Annotated in this window: 14 protein-coding genes; 12 read left to right on the forward strand and 2 right to left on the reverse strand. The window is 41.1% G+C overall.

The genetic code is table 11. From position 1 onward, the window contains the following. Positions 1-318: 318 nt before the first annotated feature. A complete protein-coding gene (glyA, locus tag FSB76_RS18480; RefSeq protein WP_147055880.1) occupies positions 319-1,605 on the forward strand; it encodes a serine hydroxymethyltransferase in 1,287 nt (428 codons plus the stop codon). Continuing rightward, on the forward strand, positions 1,606-4,737 hold the full coding sequence (locus FSB76_RS18485; protein ID WP_147055883.1) for a PAS domain S-box protein: 3,132 nt from the start codon (positions 1,606-1,608) through the stop codon (positions 4,735-4,737). It abuts the gene before it with no gap. Between the two features lie 130 nt (positions 4,738-4,867). Here the strand turns inward: FSB76_RS18485 and FSB76_RS18490 are convergent, their stop codons facing one another. After that, positions 4,868-5,566 carry a ComF family protein gene (locus FSB76_RS18490; protein WP_147055885.1) on the reverse strand — a complete coding sequence of 233 codons (699 nt, stop codon included), beginning with the start codon at positions 5,564-5,566 and terminating at the stop codon, positions 4,868-4,870. A gap of 24 nt (positions 5,567-5,590) precedes the next feature. After that, a complete protein-coding gene (gene rlmN / locus FSB76_RS18495; RefSeq protein ID WP_394349437.1) occupies positions 5,591-6,652 on the reverse strand; it encodes a 23S rRNA (adenine(2503)-C(2))-methyltransferase RlmN in 1,062 nt (353 codons plus the stop codon). Between the two features lie 160 nt (positions 6,653-6,812). Between rlmN and FSB76_RS18500 the strand changes: the two genes are divergently transcribed. From FSB76_RS18500 to gatA, 10 genes are all read left to right on the forward strand, one after another. Continuing rightward, positions 6,813-7,979, forward strand: a complete 1,167-nt coding sequence (locus FSB76_RS18500; protein ID WP_147055889.1) for an amidohydrolase family protein — start codon at positions 6,813-6,815, stop codon at positions 7,977-7,979. Between the two features lie 113 nt (positions 7,980-8,092). Further along, complete coding sequence (locus FSB76_RS18505; RefSeq protein WP_147055891.1) at positions 8,093-8,371, forward strand: acylphosphatase; 279 nt, start codon at positions 8,093-8,095, stop codon at positions 8,369-8,371. Positions 8,372-8,404: 33 nt separating this feature from the next. Next, complete coding sequence (locus FSB76_RS18510) at positions 8,405-9,904, forward strand: MATE family efflux transporter (RefSeq protein ID WP_147055893.1); 1,500 nt, start codon at positions 8,405-8,407, stop codon at positions 9,902-9,904. Further along, positions 9,901-10,335 (forward strand): dUTP diphosphatase, encoded by a 435-nt coding sequence (gene dut / locus FSB76_RS18515; protein ID WP_147055895.1) that lies wholly within the window; start codon positions 9,901-9,903, stop codon positions 10,333-10,335. The genes FSB76_RS18510 and dut overlap by 4 nt, the downstream gene beginning before the upstream one ends. A 216-nt stretch (positions 10,336-10,551) precedes the next feature. After that, positions 10,552-12,180 (forward strand): tetratricopeptide repeat protein, encoded by a 1,629-nt coding sequence (locus FSB76_RS18520; RefSeq protein WP_158642935.1) that lies wholly within the window; start codon positions 10,552-10,554, stop codon positions 12,178-12,180. Further along, complete coding sequence (locus tag FSB76_RS18525) at positions 12,158-12,946, forward strand: DUF4292 domain-containing protein (protein WP_147055899.1); 789 nt, start codon at positions 12,158-12,160, stop codon at positions 12,944-12,946. Before FSB76_RS18520 ends, FSB76_RS18525 begins: the two co-directional genes overlap by 23 nt. 16 nt (positions 12,947-12,962) lie before the next feature. Further along, positions 12,963-14,246, forward strand: a complete 1,284-nt coding sequence (locus FSB76_RS18530; protein WP_147055901.1) for a murein hydrolase activator EnvC family protein — start codon at positions 12,963-12,965, stop codon at positions 14,244-14,246. 204 nt (positions 14,247-14,450) lie between these two features. Beyond that, a complete protein-coding gene (locus FSB76_RS18535; RefSeq protein ID WP_147055902.1) occupies positions 14,451-14,876 on the forward strand; it encodes a Sec-independent protein translocase subunit TatA/TatB in 426 nt (141 codons plus the stop codon). Between the two features lie 78 nt (positions 14,877-14,954). Further along, positions 14,955-15,122 (forward strand): twin-arginine translocase TatA/TatE family subunit, encoded by a 168-nt coding sequence (tatA, locus tag FSB76_RS18540; RefSeq protein ID WP_147055904.1) that lies wholly within the window; start codon positions 14,955-14,957, stop codon positions 15,120-15,122. 100 nt (positions 15,123-15,222) lie between these two features. Further along, a complete protein-coding gene (gatA, locus tag FSB76_RS18545) occupies positions 15,223-16,647 on the forward strand; it encodes an Asp-tRNA(Asn)/Glu-tRNA(Gln) amidotransferase subunit GatA (RefSeq protein ID WP_147055906.1) in 1,425 nt (474 codons plus the stop codon). Positions 16,648-16,699: the final 52 nt, after the last annotated feature.

Consider the following 16,699-nt stretch of genomic DNA (forward strand, 5'->3'; position numbering starts at 1 on the left):
TAAACCAAGTGAAACTTTAAATGGTTGGTGTATGCCATGAGAATAAATGTAGCGGAATAAGGTGAGCATAGTTATGGTTGCGGTCGGTATCAAATTGGTTACTTTACAATAGCGTCAGGGTGGCAATCTTGGCTTCGGATTGTTAGGCTGTGGAATACGTTTTTTACAAAAACATATTAGTTATTATAGCTTGTATAGCAAATTATATTGCGCTAATTTTATAACCGATAGAATCTCAGATTACTTTTGCCTCAAATCTTATATCTCACATCTCAATTCTGTATCAATTACTTAACTTAGCGCCGTTAAAAACACACAATGAAAAGAGATAAACTGATATTTAAACTTTTGGACGAAGAGCAGCAACGCCAGGAAGAGGGCATTGAACTGATTGCGTCTGAAAATTTTGTAAGCCGTCAGGTAATGGAAGCGGCCGGTTCTGTTGCGACCAACAAATATGCCGAAGGTTTACCGGGCAAACGTTATTATGGCGGTTGCGAGGTAGTTGATGAAATTGAAACCATTGCTATTGAGCGTGCAAAACAACTGTTTAATGCCGAGTGGGCAAATGTGCAGCCACACTCTGGTGCGCAGGCTAATGCTGCTGTTATGCTTTCCTGTTTACAGCCCGGCGATAAAATATTAGGTTTTGATCTTTCGCACGGTGGCCACTTAACACATGGTTCGCCGGTAAATTTTTCGGGCAAATTATACGAGCCACATTTTTACGGTGTAGTTAAAGAAACTGGCTTAATTGATTACGATCAACTAAAGAGAGTGGCTTTAGAGCAAAAACCAAAGTTGATTATTTGTGGTGCTTCTGCCTACTCACGCGATTGGGATTATGAATTTATCCGTGCAGTTGCCGATGAGGTTGGTGCTTTGGTGTTGGCCGATATTTCGCATCCATCAGGTCTTATCGCCCGCGGGTTGCTTAAAGATCCGCTCCCGCACTGCCACATTGTTACCACTACTACGCATAAAACGTTGCGCGGCCCGCGTGGTGGCCTGATTTTATTGGGTAAAGATTTTGAAAACCCTTTCGGTGTAAAAACGCCTAAAGGCGAAACCCGGATGATGTCGTCATTATTAGATATGGCTGTGTTCCCTGGTACCCAGGGCGGCCCGCTGGAGCACATCATCGCTGCTAAAGCCATTGCTTTTGGCGAGGCTTTGAGCGATAGCTATATGAAATACATTGTACAGGTAAAAAAGAATGCCGAAGCTATGGCCGAAGCATTTGTAAAACGTGGTTACCAAATTATTTCAGGCGGTACCGACAATCACCTGATGCTGATTGATTTGCGTAATAAAAACATCACTGGTAAAGCTGCCGAGAATGCCTTGGTTAGTGCCGATATTACTGTGAATAAAAACATGGTACCTTATGATGATAAGTCGCCGTTTGTAACATCGGGTATTCGTGTTGGTACAGCGGCTATTACCACCCGCCATATGAAAGAAAAACATATGGAAGAAATTGTTGACCTGATAGATGCGGTAATTTCCGACCCGGAAAATGAACATTCTATAAAGAAAATTCGTAAAAGGGTGCACAAGCTGATGCACGATTTTCCATTGTATCGCGAAGAAGGATCAGAATAAATGGCAGCAAAGCAGCATGGATTTATAGACAATGAGGAAGAGCGTTTAACCGCGCTGCAATCATACCATGTGCTTGATACATTGCCCGAAGAAGAATATGACGCTATAACGCGCCTGGCATCCTATATATGCCAGGCGCCTTTAGCTTTTATCACCTTTATTGACAATCACCGGCAATGGTTTAAATCAAAAGTTGGCCTGCAGGTTGATTATATCCCCAAAACTGAATCTTTTTGCCGCCACACTATTTTGGGCGATGATATAGTTATCGTTCCGGATGCTACCAAAAATGATTTATATGCCAATACCGACCTGGTAAAAGGTGATATGGGTATTAGGTTTTATGCCAGTGCGCCTTTAATTGATCCGCAAGGTTACCGCATAGGAACTCTTTGTGTTTTTGATCGAAAAATAAAGGTTCTGAACGCCGAGCAGGAGGATGCGTTAAAAACGCTTGCCAAAGATGTGATGTCGCACCTTGAGTTGCGCAAACAAAAGCGCGAATTGGAGCGCAACCTGCAAATTCATAAAGATTTTTACAACCTGTTTGATAGTTCGCCCGATGTTCATTGCATTATGGACAGGGATTTTAATATTGAACAAATCAATCGTTCGGTTGATACGGTTTTGGGTATAAGCCCGTATAGTGCCATTGGGCAGCCCATCTGGAACTTTTTTCCTGAAGAGGAGAGAGTTCGGACTTTGAATTTGCTTAAGGAGGGATTAGGTAAACAACAAGGTAAATTTAATATCGAAACTGTTGTATTAACTCCTGATGAAGTTGTTAAATGGTTAAGCTGGTCTGTTAAATTCAGTGGTGATAAATGGTTTGCAAGCGGGCGCGATGTTACTTATCAAAAACACATTTCCCAGGAATTGGAACAATTGGCCCTGGTAGCCAGTAAAGTTAGTAACGGCGTTGTAATAAGCAACGCCGCCGATGAGGTTGTTTGGGTGAATGATGCATTTGAACACATTACCGGCTTTACTTTAGCCGAGGTTAAAAATAAATGGTTGGGTGCCACGCTTAAAGGTACCGTTGTAGATGCCGCTGCAGAAGCAAAATTGCTATCGTCCATAAAAAATAAAGAATCATATGAGGTTGACCTTTTAATAACACCAAAAAGCAGCAAGCCTTTATGGGTTACAATTATTAACTCTGTTATACGTAACAGTGTTGGCGATGTTGATAAATATATCCGGGTTATTATTGATATATCGGCCCGTAAAAAAGTTGAGCAGGATCTGGAGATATTATCTTTTGCCGCCCGGAAATCGCCCGGAGGCATATTTATTCGTGATATCGAGGGGCGGTTTATGTGGATGAACCAGGCTCTTGAAGATATTATAGGTTATTCATTTGCCGAGCTGGAGGGTAAGGCAATTGGCACATCGTTGTTGGGTAAGGACTCTGACCTGAGCGTTTTTGAAGGTGCTGTGCAGGCCGTAAAAGAAAACCGGCCTTATGAGGTTGAAATAAAAGTATACAAAAAAGACGGTACGCCAATATGGGCCTGGCTATCAAACAGCCCGATTTTTAACGAAGTAGGTAAGGTTGACCGGCAGATAGGGGTAATGGTTGATATCACCGAACGCAAGAAGGCCGAAGAGGAACTTACCCTGTTATCCCTTGTGGCAAGCAAAGTTACCAGCGGTATTGTTATTAATAACAGTGAGGGCCGGGTTGAGTGGGTTAACGAAGCTTTTGAGAAAATTACCGGATACCAGATAAAAGAGGTGCGGGGAAACCACCTGGGCGACGTATTGAAAGGCGCATTAACTGACGTAGCGATTATTGAACGGGCGCGTGAGCTTTCCAGGAATAAACAATCTTTTGAGGTTGATTTACTTATATATCGCAGAGACGGACAACCTTTGTGGGTATCTGTTATCAATTCGGTAATATTGGATGCTAAAGGTAAAGTTGATAAGTATGTAGAGGTAATTATTGATATTACTGAGAAAAAGAAGGCCGAGATTCAATTAATTGCCGCCAAAGAAGAGGCACTGCAGCTGAGCCGGGCCAAGGATATGTTTATATCGGTAATGAGCCACGAAATCCGTACGCCGCTAAATGCAGTTATTGGTATGTCGCACCTGTTGATGGACGAAGATCCGTTGGAATCGCAAAAGGAAAACCTGGCTATTCTTAAATTTTCGGCCGAAAATTTATTGACTTTGATTAATGATGTGCTCGATTTTGCCAAGATGGAAACAGGCAACGTTGAACTTGAACACGTACGTCTCGACCTGCGCGATATGGTACAGAGCATCAACAATTCATTGCAATACAAAGCAGTGGAAAAAAATATATATCTTAGCAGAAGCATCGATGACGATGTACCGTCAGTTGTTTTAGGCGACCGGACCCGTTTAAGCCAGATTATATTAAACCTGGTAAGCAACGCGGTTAAGTTTACTGATAAAGGTGGTGTTAATGTCGATTTAAAGGTAATACAAGAAACTGATAAGGATGTAAGGATCAGGTTTTCGATCGCAGATACAGGAATAGGTATTGCCCCCGACAAAATAAATGTGATATTTGAGCAATTTAAACAAGCCGAAGCTGATACTACGCGTAAATATGGGGGCACCGGCTTAGGCCTGGCGATTAGTAAACGCCTTATCGAGCTGCATGATTCGCGTATAAATGTAGATAGTGTGCCGGGGCAGGGTTCCACCTTTTGGTTTACCATTACTTTTGACAAAGCAGATAAGCAATTAAATACCAATAATAATAAAGTGGAAGAAGGATTAAAAATTAACGTTTTAGTAGTTGATGACAACCAGATAAACCGGTTATTAATTAATAAAATCCTTAAAAAATGGGGCGCCGATGCCGATTTTGCCGAAAATGGGCTTGAGGCAGTAAATAAGGTGACAGCCAATCAAAACTATAACGTAGTTTTAATGGATATACACATGCCCGAAATGGGTGGGTTAGAAGCTACCCAGGTTATCCGTTCAAATCCCGAACCATATTTTCAGCAATTACCTATTATTGCTTTAACCGCATCTATGCTAAGTAACCAAATGGGCGAAATAGATAATGCCGGCATGAACGATTATATCCTGAAACCATTTGATCCAAAAATACTTTTCGAGAAATTGAGCCGGTATCAGCATCAATAGGTCCCCCCAACCCTCTGAAGGGGAGCTAAATAAACGCTGCCGCAAGCAAATGCTGCCGCGCGCTTCCAGCTCGTGGCTATACTTATTTTCAGCTTTCAGCGGAACTTACTACGAGGCGCTGCTTAATCACCTAAACCGCATATGCAATAGTAGCGATACTTAGCTTCAAGCCAGGCACTTTCAATAACTCTATCCCGCAGGCCTCCAGGGTTGATCCTGTAGTTACAACATCATCTACCAACAAAACGTGCTTGCCTTCCAGTATTTCCGGTTTAGCAACAGCAAATACTTCCTGCATGTTTTCAAACCGGGCAAAACGCGATTTATGGGTTTGAGTAGCAGTGGCAACCTTCCGTATTAAATTATCCAATTCAACGTTAGCGGTCAACTTATCAGCCAAGCCATCTGCAAAACAAGCGCTTTGATTGTAGCCGCGCTCTTTTAAACGTTTTTTATGCAGGGGCACGGGAATAATATAATCTACGGCATTAAAAATAGGGTTCTCTTTTAATTGGGTGCCGGCAATGTTCCCGGCAAGGTTACCAATCTGTTTCATGCCGCTGTATTTAAAATGGTGCATGAGGTTTTGCACATTGCCGCCTTTATTAAAAAAATAGAGGGCGTAGGCAGCCTCAACCTTTAATTTGCCATAAAACTGTTGTGCAACAATGTTATCTGGCTGTGTATGAAAATTTGTAAACGGCAAATTATACCGGCAATCCGAACAAATGATATGCTCACCGGCTACCAGGCTGGCATTACATGCAGGGCAAAGCTGAGGGAAAAACAGCGAAACAAAATCGGCAAGGTAGCCGCCTGGTAATTTCATGGCCTTAATGTAAGGCACATTTTTTTAAACTTCTACAGTTTTTGATTTTTCTTTAATGGCAAGCTGACCACATGCTGCGTCGATATCTTTACCGCGGCTACGGCGAAGGTGGGTATTGATACCTTGTTTGGTTAAATAATTGGCAAAAGCCTCTACTTTATCCTCATCGGCATTAATATAGCTTGCGAAGGAGATTGGATTATATTCGATGATATTTACTTTGCAAGGCAGGTGCTTACAGAATTTGGCAAGCTCCATAGCATCCTGTATACCATCATTTACACCGTCAAAAATAATATACTCGTATGTTACCGGGTTTTTAGTTTTGGCGTAATAGTATTTAAGGGCTTCGGCAAGCGCTTTTAACGAGTTTTGCTCGTTAATGGGCATAATTGTGTTACGCTTTTCGTCGTTAGCGGCATGTAACGAAAGTGCAAGGTTAAACTTTACTTCATCATCTCCCAGTTTTTTTATCATTTTGGCTATGCCCGCTGTTGATACGGTGATACGCTTTGGCGACATGTTTAGGCCATCCTCGGCGGTGATGCGCTCTATCGAGTCTATTACATTTTTGTAATTAAGTAATGGTTCGCCCATGCCCATGTATACAATGTTTGATAACGGGATGCCGTAATTTTCGCGGGCTTGCTGGTCAATAAGTACAACCTGGTCGTATATTTCGTCAGGATTAAGGTTTCTTTTACGCTCCATATACCCCGTAGCGCAAAATTTACATGTAAGGCTGCAACCCACCTGAGACGACACACAAGCCGTCATTCGGCCGGGAGTTGGAATTAAAACACCCTCAATTAGGTGAGTATCGTGTAAAATAAAAGAATTTTTTATAGTTTTATCAGCACTAACCTGTGATGTGTTTATTTTAACGTTGTTGATAACAAAGTTTTCATCAAGTTTAGTGCGCAGTTCTTTTGAAATATTGCTCATTTCATTAAATGAGAAACATGATTTTTTCCAAAGCCATTCATAAACTTGCTTAGCTCTGAAACTTTTTTCGTCCATACGAATAAAATGTTCCTGTAAAGCGTTCAAACTCAGGCTGCGGATGTCTATTTTGTTTTTTGCAATATTCACGTTGCAAAGGTACTTAATTTAAAAAAATGTTTTTCTTTTTTAAAGTCATTCTTTTTGATGGTAAAAAAACAATAACTAAAAGTTAATTGTATTGATTTGAACTGGGCATATTTTAGAAAACGTTTTTAGACAGATACCAAAGTTTAACAGATGAATGAAAAGTTTTAGAGCCGATTACGTTTTTCCAGTTTATGCCGATCCGATTAAGAATGGAATTGTTACCGTTGATGATGTTGGTAAAATAATTTCGGTTACAGATTCAAGCAACCCTCCAAATGGCCCCATAGAAAATGTTAGCGGTATTATTTGCCCGGGATTTGTAAACACCCATTGCCACATTGAACTTTCTCATCTAAAAAACAAAATTAAAACAGGCGGTGGCCTGGTTTCCTTTATAAAAGAAGTTCAGGCTTTCAGAAATTCCGATGAGCAACAAGTAGCCGGGGCTATTGAAAAGGCCGATCAGGAAATGTACAATAATGGCATTGTTGCTGTTGGCGATATTTCAAATACCAATTTAAGTATTCCGGTTAAAGCAAAAAGCAAATTATACTACCATACTTTTGTAGAAACTTTTGGTTTTTTACCGCAAAATGCCGCTGATGTTTTTGATAAGGCGACAGCATTGCTGAGCGAGTTTAAACCCCAATCTGTTTCGGTGACTCCGCATGCTCCTTATTCGGTTTCAAAGGAGTTGTTTAAGCTTATCAGGAAACATAGCGAAGAGGGGCATAACCTCATCAGTATCCACAACCAGGAGTGCGAAGACGAAAACAAGTTTTATCGCTATAAACTCGGCGGATTTTTAGACCTGTACCAATATTTTGGTATCGATATCAGTTTTTTTAAGCCACAGGCGCGCAATTCGGTGCAATCAGTAATACCGCTGCTTACTAATAAGCAAAAGGTTTTGCTTGTGCACAATACCTGCACCAACTTAAAGGACATCTATTTCATTAAACGTTTTGACCGTAAAGTGAATTTTTGTTTTTGCCCTAATGCCAACATGTATATTGAAGGCAAACTGCCCAAAATTGAACTTTTTGTTGACCAGGGTTTTAATATTACCCTGGGCACCGATAGTTTGGCATCCAATGATAGCTTATGCATATTGAGCGAAATGCGTGTTATTCAAAAAAAATTCCCTGCTTTAAGTACCGAAAGATTAATAAAATGGGGCACCCTTAATGGCGCTGAGTTTTTAGGCATCGATGACGAAAAAGGCTCGTTACAAGTTGGCAAAATTCCAGGGCTTAACTTGATAACAGGGCTTGATGGTTTGAAGATAACACCGGAGAGTAAAGTTAAGAAGTTGATTTAGTTGGATTAGGTTGATTGAGTTGAATTAAGTTATTTTGCATGTTGAGAACGGTTAGTCGTTTAAAGTTTTTAACTACTCACCTAATCAACTTAATCTAACTCAATCAACCACAAATGAAACATCTCAATATAACAGTTAAAGGCAAGGTACAGGGCGTTTCCTTTCGTAAATCAACCAAGGCTACGGCCGATCAGTTGGGCGTAAAGGGCTTTATTTTAAATGAGCCAAACGGCGACGTGTTTATTGAAGCCGAGGGCGATGATTTTGCGATGGAAATGTTTATGGATTGGTGCAATGAAGGCCCTGAATATGGCGAAGTAACTTCTGTAGAAACCCATGAGGGCGAATTAAAAAACTATCGTAATTTTGAGGTTGTAAAAAGGCGGCCGTAATTTTTACGGATAGCAAATTAATTACATTCAACATTGTCAACCGCTAAAAAATTTGCCGGGCAAACGGCCATCTACGGCTTAAGCACTATCATTTCCCGGATGATTTATTTTGTGCTTACGCCAATTTATACCCGCACGCTTTCGGTAGGGAGTAATGGCATATTTACTACAATGTATGGTAACGCTTCTATAGTAAATGCTGTATTAGCATTTGGTATGGAAACTACCTACTTCCGGTATCTGCAAAAAAGGGCCGATGATAAGCAACAGGTTTATAATAATGCGTTTGGCGTAGTCATTGTGGTTGCGCTAGTATTCATGCTTTTTAGCTTTTTATTTTTAGATAGTATTATTAACTATATGCAGGCGGGCGTAAAAGCTGACCATGCAGACTATGCTTTCTATGTTAAAAATTTCCTGGTGATACTGGTGTGCGATGCTTTTTGTGTTATACCATTCGCCAAGATCAGGGCAGATGGGCGGCCGGTTAAATATGCATTTATTAAATGCACCAACATTCTGTTTGTAATGTTGCTTAACCTCTTCTTTTTATTTGGCGTGCCTTTTATTATTAAGCATCAGCTACCTGGCGCTCATTGGATGGTTGGCTGGTACCGACCGCATTGGGTTGGTTATGTTTTTTTAGCCAATGCTATTGCAAGTATTTTAACTATTGTTTTGTTGCTTCCCGAAGTGTTGAAATTGCGGTTAAAATTTGATGGTACCATGTTCAAGGATATGTTTGTATACAGCTGGCCTGTATTGGTAGCCAACATTTCGTTTATCATCAACGAATCGGTAGATAAAGCTATGCTTAAACAAATGCTGCCAGCAGCCATTGGCGATCAGCAGGTGGGGATTTATGGCACCTGCGCTAAAATAGCATTGTTCCTGAGTTTGTTTATTCAAGCATTTAGATTAGGTGCCGAGCCTTTCTTTTTCAGCCATTCAAAAAATAAAAACTCCGGCGAAACCTATGCCCGTATCATGACTTATTTTGTAATTGCCATGGCAATGATATGTGTTGCACTTACAGCCAATATCAATATTTTAGCCACCTTTATATTTGGCAGGCACACTGTGCACAATCAGTATTGGTTGGGGTTGGGCGTTGTGCCGCTATTGTTATTTGGCTATGTGAGCCTTGGTATTTATGTAAACCTTTCGGTATGGTATAAGCTTTCCGATCAAACAAAGTATGGCCTTTACATCTCAGGAATCGGCGCTATATTAACGCTTATTTTAAACTGGATATTCATTCCAAAATACAGCTATATGGCATCGGCGTGGGTATCGTTAATTGCCTACGCAACCATGATGGTTTTATCATACCTGTGGGGGCAAAAAAACTATCCTATTCCCTATAATCTTAAAAAGTGCCTGGCGTACGTTTTAATATCGATAACGTTGGTATATCTTTCATTTTCGGTATTCAATCATAATGTTTTTGTGGGGAATGGGCTTTTTCTGTTATTTGCCTCAGGCGCATTTTATTTTGAACAAAAAGAACTAAAGATTATCTTTAAAAGATGACCATCAGCATAATTAACAAATCGAACAATAGCTTACCTGCTTACGAAACGGCGCATGCCGCGGGTATGGATTTAAGGGCCAACCTGGAACAATCCATCAGGTTAAACCCTATGGAGCGTAAATTGGTGCCAACAGGTCTGTATATCGAGTTACCTATAGGTTTTGAAGCGCAGATACGGCCACGTAGTGGTTTGGCGTTCAAGCATGGTATAGGTATTGTTAATTCGCCGGGGACTATTGACGCTGATTACCGGGGCGAAATAAAGGTATTGCTCATTAATTTTGGTGCAGAATCATTTGAGATTAATCATGGCGACAGGATAGCCCAGATGATAGTTGCTAAGCACGAAACCGTAAGTTGGACCCAGGTTGAGGTATTGAATGATACCACAAGGGGCGAAGGTGGTTTTGGACATACAGCGGTAAAATAGAATCAAGAGGTTAGAGTCAAGAATCAAGACTTTTTGAAATTGGTGAGAAGGCAAAATGAGCAATTTAGTGTAGATTTGAATATGATGGATAAGAGCTTAAGACCTGGAAATACGATAAACAAGATGTGGCGGTCGCAAATTGCAGCTGTCTTGCTTCTTGGTTCTTGGTTCCTGCCTCTTCAGCTAAGGGCTCAAACCGCAGTTGCTCCAAAACAAATGGGCAGCCTGGATAGCAGCGAAATCAGGCAGTTGTTTTTCTCGGCTTTGCGTGAGAAAACGGTGGAAAACCTGAAACACGCGTCGGAGTTGTTTGAGCGGGTAATACAGGCCGATCCGGGTAATGATGCATCGCTGTACGAATTGGCTAACCTGAAAAAAATACAAAACGATTATACCGGCGCGCAACCGCTGCTTGAGCGTGCTGTTGCCGTAAAGCCCAATAACGAATGGTATTGGAGCGCACTTGCCGATAGTTACGAAAAAAGTAACAACATTAACAAACTGGAAAACGTGTTTAACCAGCTTATCCGCCTTAACCCAAACAAGCCTGAGTATTATTTTGATAAAGCCAACGCGTTTGTCATCTTGAAAAGATATGACGATGCGCTCAAAGTTTATGATCAGTTGGAGCAAATTACCGGGCCCAGCGATGACTTGTTAGGTAGCCGTCAAAAAATTTACCTCAAACAAGGCAAAGTTGACCAGGCCGCAGCCGATGTTGAAAAAGCGATAGCCAATAACCCAGGTCAAATTCGCTACTACCTGTTACTTTCAGAGATATATAACTCAAACGGATTTGGCGATAAGGCGTTAAAAGTTTTGCTGCAGGCCGAGAAGATTGATTCGGGTAACGGCATGGTACACCTGGCGCTTGCCGATATTTACCGCGAAAAAAAGAATAACGATGCAAGCTATAAAGAACTTACCCAGGCTTTTGCCATTCCCGAGGTAAGCATCGATCAAAAAATAAGGATCATAACCGGTTATTACCCCAAATTTCCGGATCCTAATGCCAAAGCCAGTGCGCTTGAATTAAGCCGGATGCTGACCATTACGCATGCTAAGGATAGTAAAGCTTTTGCCATGTATGGCGATATGCTGCTGCAAAGTGATAAATTGAAAGAAGGAAAAGATGCCTACAGAAAATCGATAGAGCTGGATGGGCAGGTATACCAGGTACATGAGCAACTGGTGCGTATTGAATTAAGTATGAACGATTTGGATGGCGCAGTTAAGGACGGAGAAAATGCACTTTCCTTGTTCCCGAACCAGGCCTGGATGAATTATTTGGTAGGCGTGGCATGGGCGCAGAAAAAGGATTTTAACAAAGCGCTGGGCTATGTTAAAAATGCAACTTCATTAGAAATTCAGGATAAGGAACTACTTTCGCTTAGTTTTTCGTTATTAGGCGATTGTTATCATGACATGAAGAACAACAAAAGTTCAGACGATGCTTATGATAAGGCACTGGCTGTTAATCCCGATAATGCGTATACCCTAAACAATTATGCTTATTATTTATCGTTAAGAAATGAGCAGTTGGATAAAGCGGCGCAAATGTCGGCGCGGTCAACTCAGCTGCAGCCCAATACGGCATCATTTGAAGATACTTATGCATGGATACTGTTTATGCAAAAAAAATACCCCGATGCCAGGGTATGGATGGAGAAAGCATTAACACACGATAAAGATAAAAGTGCGGTTAAGTATGAACATTATGGCGATATTTTGTTTTACCTTGGTAAAACAGATGAAGCTGTGGATAACTGGAAAAAGGCCAAAGGCTACGGTGATCAATCGCCGGTTTTAGATCGAAAGATAAATGAGAAGAAATATTTTGAATAGGTTACTGATAGTTTGCGGTTTGCTGGCCATAGTAAGCTGTAAAGCACGCAAGCAGGTTATGGTAACCCGCAAACCCGATACTGTAGCCAAGCCTGATAATAAGATAAATACAAAACTGGCGGCTATAAAAGCGCAGCAGGTAAATTTTAATACGTTTTCGGGCAAGGCCAAAACAAACCTGGATATTAACGGCAACAGCAATGATGTTACACTTAATATCCGCATCAATAAAGGCAAAAAAATATGGGTATCCATTACAGCGATATTAGGCGTTGAGGTAGCCCGCGCTGTAATTACTCCGGATAGCATATTGTTGATAAACAGGCTGGAAGGTGTTTATCTGAAAAAGCCGTTTAGCTACGTTTATGCCTATGCCAGCAAACAGGTGAATTATAAAACGCTCGAATCATTGCTGATAGGTAATGCTATCCCCGAGCTGCTTACCGAAAACGCTGATTTTGCAACCGCCAACGGCAATACTACTTTAAGCGGCACCCTTGATGACTTGCTTTACAAATTGATAGTTGGTGCCGATAATAAAGTAACGCAAACCAACCTGAACAACCAAAACGAAGGGCAATCGTTGCAGGTGGCCAATAATACGTTTATACAAGCCAATAACCGTATCCTGCCGTCGCAGATTGATATTGCATCGGTAGTAAAAGATAAAAAGATCCATGTAAACCTGCATTATACCAAGGTCGATTTTGACCAGCAACTGGAATATCCATTTAGTATTCCGGATAGATATGAGCCGGCCAAATAATTCCTATTTTTGTTTGATGAAATTTTTAAAAGCAATTCTCTTTTTTATAGCAGTACTAATCGCTGTTGATGCACATGCACAAAGCAGTGCCGAACTAAAGCGCAGGCGCGATAAATTATCAGAAGAGCTTGATCAATTAAATAAGGATTACCAGGAAACATCAAATAATAAAAGAGCTACATTAAAACAACTGAGCTTATTAAAAGCGCAGATAAACCTAAGGGAAGAGAAGATAAATAACATTAACTCTGAGGTAAGAAATTTGGATAGTCAAATCTCCGAGAGCAATAATACCGTACATAGCTTACAAAGCCAGTTGGATCAGCTAAAAAAGGAGTACGCAGCAATGATACTTTTCGCCTACCGTAACCAAAGTGCTTACAACAAGCTGATGTTTATTTTCGCATCAAAAGATTTTAACCAGGCTTACAAACGGTTGAAGTATTTACAGCAGTTTGGTGCTTATCGTGAGCGGCAGGCTGGTTACATACAGGGAACGCAAAAAGAACTGCATGTGAAAATAAACGAGCTTGATAAAACCAAGCAGGAAAAAAGCAATCTGCTTCAAGATCAGGAAAAGGAAAAGAAAACCCTGGGAGCACAAAAGAACGACCAGGTTAAAGTAGTTAAAGATTTGTCGCAACATGAGGGGTTGTTAAAGCAGCAACAAAAAGATGTTCAAAATAAGCTTGCCAAAACAAACCGCGAGATTGCAAGCGCTATTCGCCGCGAGATAGAGGAAGCGCAGCGTAAGGCAGAGGCCGAGGCAAGAGAAGCAGCACGTTTGGCCGCAGCTAAAGCCAAAGCCGAAAATAAGCCGGCGCCTGTTGAACGTAAAGCCGTTGTAAAAACCAGTTCGGGATATTTGAATGCCACACCAGAGGCGGCCAAATTATCTAACGACTTTTTAGGCAATAAAGGGCGTTTACCGTGGCCGGTTAGTAACGGTATAATAACCCAGGGATTTGGAACGTATACCTCTGAAGGTATTAGAAGTGAAAATACCGGGGTAGATATTCGCACAAATGCCGGCAGTGCTGTGAGAGCGGTATTCGAGGGGGAAGTGATCAGGGTGGTTGATGTGAGTGGTACCTACCTGGTAATGATAAAACATGGGGAGTACTTTACCGTGTACGGGAACTTGCGGTCGGTTACAGTGGCACGCGGGCAAAAAGTGACCACTAAACAAAATTTGGGTGTTGTGGCAACCGATCCGTCAACAGGCGAAACGGAAGTGAACTTTGATATTTATAAAGCTAAAGAAGCGCAAAATCCTAAGTTTTGGCTGGCGCCTAATTAGTTGTAAATCAAAAAAAAGAATTAAGAGTCAAGACAGGGAACAATAATGGGCTAAATTACGCTCAGCTTAGCTGAAGAAATAGCTTACAAGGCAGTAAGTTAATATAAAACTTTTTTGCAGCTGTATTGATTCTTGACCCTTAACTCTTGATTCTTAATTATAAAGATATTAATTGTTTATATTTGTAACCTTAAAAAAAATGCAATGCTAAGTACAGTTTTTTTATTTTTAAATATTGGTACAGGCGAGATGGTACTGATACTTTTTGCAGCATTAATGCTATTTGGAGGCGAAAAGCTTCCGGGTATGGCGCGCACGTTAGGTAAAGGCCTGCGCGATTTTAAAGATGCATCTGAAGATGTTAAACGCGAAATCAATAACCAGATCAATAATTTCCAGGAAAAACCGGAGGCTACTAAAACTGTTGAGCCGGTAATTGAAGAGCATAAAACACCGCTTATTGAGGAACATTCGGTTGATGAAACACCAGTTGCCGAAAGTATCGAGCATCATCCCAACCCGGTGATTGCCGAAAATAAAGTTCCGAATACAATCCCTGCGGCTGAGTTTCACGTAGGTACAGATCAGGAGACGGTTACCGAATCAAAAATCGACCTTAGTAAACACTAAAAAAGCTGCGTTGGCAGTTTAATAAAAAGAGCATTCTATCATTAATAATAATATTAACTTATATAAAAACTTAAAATCATGGGTTTAGGGGCACCAGAAATTATTCTAATCATCTTGGCAATTCTCTTATTATTTGGCGGTAAAAAAATACCAGAACTAATGAGAGGCTTAGGAAAAGGCGTTAAAGAATTTAAAGACGCGCAAAACAACGAAGGCACTTCTACAGAAGAAAAACCGAAAGTATAATACCTTAACAGGTAATACTTTTAGCAGCTTTATTTGCGATATAAACTTATCTGTTGAATTAATTTGTTATTTCAACGGATAAGTTTTTTATTTTAGCCCCATGGCTAAATTTTATTCCTCTTTAACCGAAATAAAGAGCGGGTTGCAGCGTGCGGAAATTACTGTTCAGGGTTTGGTGAAAAACTATTTGGGCGAAATTAAAAAGAACGCCCACTTAAACGCTTTTAATGAAGTGTTTGAAAAAGAAGCGCTTATCAATGCCAAAAATGTTGATGAGCGGATTAAAAACGGAACAGCCGGCAAGCTGGCCGGTATGGTTATAGCCATAAAAGACAACATTTGCTACAAAGGGCACCAGGTAACGGCCTCGTCCAAAATTCTTAAAGGTTTTACTTCCATATATTCATCAACCATAGTTGAACGGCTGCTTGCAGAAGATGCCGTAATTATAGGCCGCTGCAATTGCGATGAATTTGCTATGGGCGGCTCCAATGAAAACTCATTTTATGGTCCGGTAAAAAACTATGCCGATCAAAAAAGAGTATCGGGTGGGTCATCGGGTGGTTCGGCGGTTGCTGTGCAGGCCAATATGTGCCACGCAGCCATTGGTACCGATACAGGCGGCTCAGTTAGGCAGCCGGCTGCATTTTGCGGGGTGATAGGCTTTAAACCTACCTACGGCCGTATCTCCAGGCACGGCATTATAGCCTACGCCTCGTCGTTTGACCAGGTGGGGCCAATTACCCGTTCGGTTGAAGACACTGCCTTGTTATACGAGGTTATGGCTGGACCCGATGAGTATGATAACACATTAATTCAGCAGCCGGTATCGCCAATAATCGTGGATACTCAAAAGCCGGGAAAGAAAAAAATAGCCTATTTACAGGAAGCCTTGTCGAGTCCCGGCGTTAATGCCGAAGTTAAAGACGTACTGGTACAATACATTGACAAATTACGCGCCGAAGGCCATACGGTAAAACCCATAGCGTTTGAACAATTAGATTACCTGGTACCTACCTACTATATATTGGCTACCGCCGAAGCCTCATCAAACCTGGCACGTTTTGATGGTGTGCATTATGGTTACCGCAGCCCGGCGGCCGATGATTTGCAATCAACCTATAAGCGGTCGCGTTCCGAAGGTTTTGGTAAAGAAGTTAAGCGGCGCATTATGCTGGGCACCTTTGTACTAAGCGCCGGGTATTATGATGCCTATTACGCCAAGGCCCAAAAAGTACGCAGATTGATAAAAGAAAAAACGGAGGAGATATTGAACGAATACGATTTTATATTGATCCCTACCGCCCCGGAACCTGCATTTCCGATAGGTGCCGAAGAAAAAGATCCGGTGGTAACGTATCTTTATGACATTTTTACCGTACAAGCATCGTTAGCCGGTGTACCCGCCATATCGTTGCCCACCGGCAATAATAGCAAGGGTTTGCCGTTAGGTTTACAATTATTAACAAAACATTTTAACGAACAACAACTGTTAGATTTTGCTGAATATTTCTTAAAACTGTAAAAAAGCCATATTTTAGTAAAATTAACCGATGCAGGAAGCATCATTATTTAAT

It is taken from the genome of Mucilaginibacter ginsenosidivorax (assembly GCF_007971525.1).
Taxonomy (GTDB): domain Bacteria; phylum Bacteroidota; class Bacteroidia; order Sphingobacteriales; family Sphingobacteriaceae; genus Mucilaginibacter; species Mucilaginibacter ginsenosidivorax.

What these genes read in the sequence shown, in the direction of transcription:
- glyA (WP_147055880.1), top strand. Translation starts at nt 319, where the DNA reads ATGAAAAGAGATAAACTGATATTTAAACTTTTGGACGAAGAGCAGCAA.
- FSB76_RS18485 (WP_147055883.1), top strand. Translation starts at nt 1,606, where the DNA reads ATGGCAGCAAAGCAGCATGGATTTATAGACAATGAGGAAGAGCGTTTA.
- FSB76_RS18490 (WP_147055885.1), bottom strand. Translation starts at nt 5,566, where the DNA reads ATGAAATTACCAGGCGGCTACCTTGCCGATTTTGTTTCGCTGTTTTTC.
- FSB76_RS18500 (WP_147055889.1), top strand. Translation starts at nt 6,813, where the DNA reads ATGAAAAGTTTTAGAGCCGATTACGTTTTTCCAGTTTATGCCGATCCG.
- FSB76_RS18505 (WP_147055891.1), top strand. Translation starts at nt 8,093, where the DNA reads ATGAAACATCTCAATATAACAGTTAAAGGCAAGGTACAGGGCGTTTCC.
- dut (WP_147055895.1), top strand. Translation starts at nt 9,901, where the DNA reads ATGACCATCAGCATAATTAACAAATCGAACAATAGCTTACCTGCTTAC.
- FSB76_RS18520 (WP_158642935.1), top strand. Translation starts at nt 10,552, where the DNA reads ATGGGCAGCCTGGATAGCAGCGAAATCAGGCAGTTGTTTTTCTCGGCT.
- FSB76_RS18525 (WP_147055899.1), top strand. Translation starts at nt 12,158, where the DNA reads ATGAGAAGAAATATTTTGAATAGGTTACTGATAGTTTGCGGTTTGCTG.
- FSB76_RS18530 (WP_147055901.1), top strand. Translation starts at nt 12,963, where the DNA reads ATGAAATTTTTAAAAGCAATTCTCTTTTTTATAGCAGTACTAATCGCT.
- FSB76_RS18535 (WP_147055902.1), top strand. Translation starts at nt 14,451, where the DNA reads ATGCTAAGTACAGTTTTTTTATTTTTAAATATTGGTACAGGCGAGATG.
- tatA (WP_147055904.1), top strand. Translation starts at nt 14,955, where the DNA reads ATGGGTTTAGGGGCACCAGAAATTATTCTAATCATCTTGGCAATTCTC.
- gatA (WP_147055906.1), top strand. Translation starts at nt 15,223, where the DNA reads ATGGCTAAATTTTATTCCTCTTTAACCGAAATAAAGAGCGGGTTGCAG.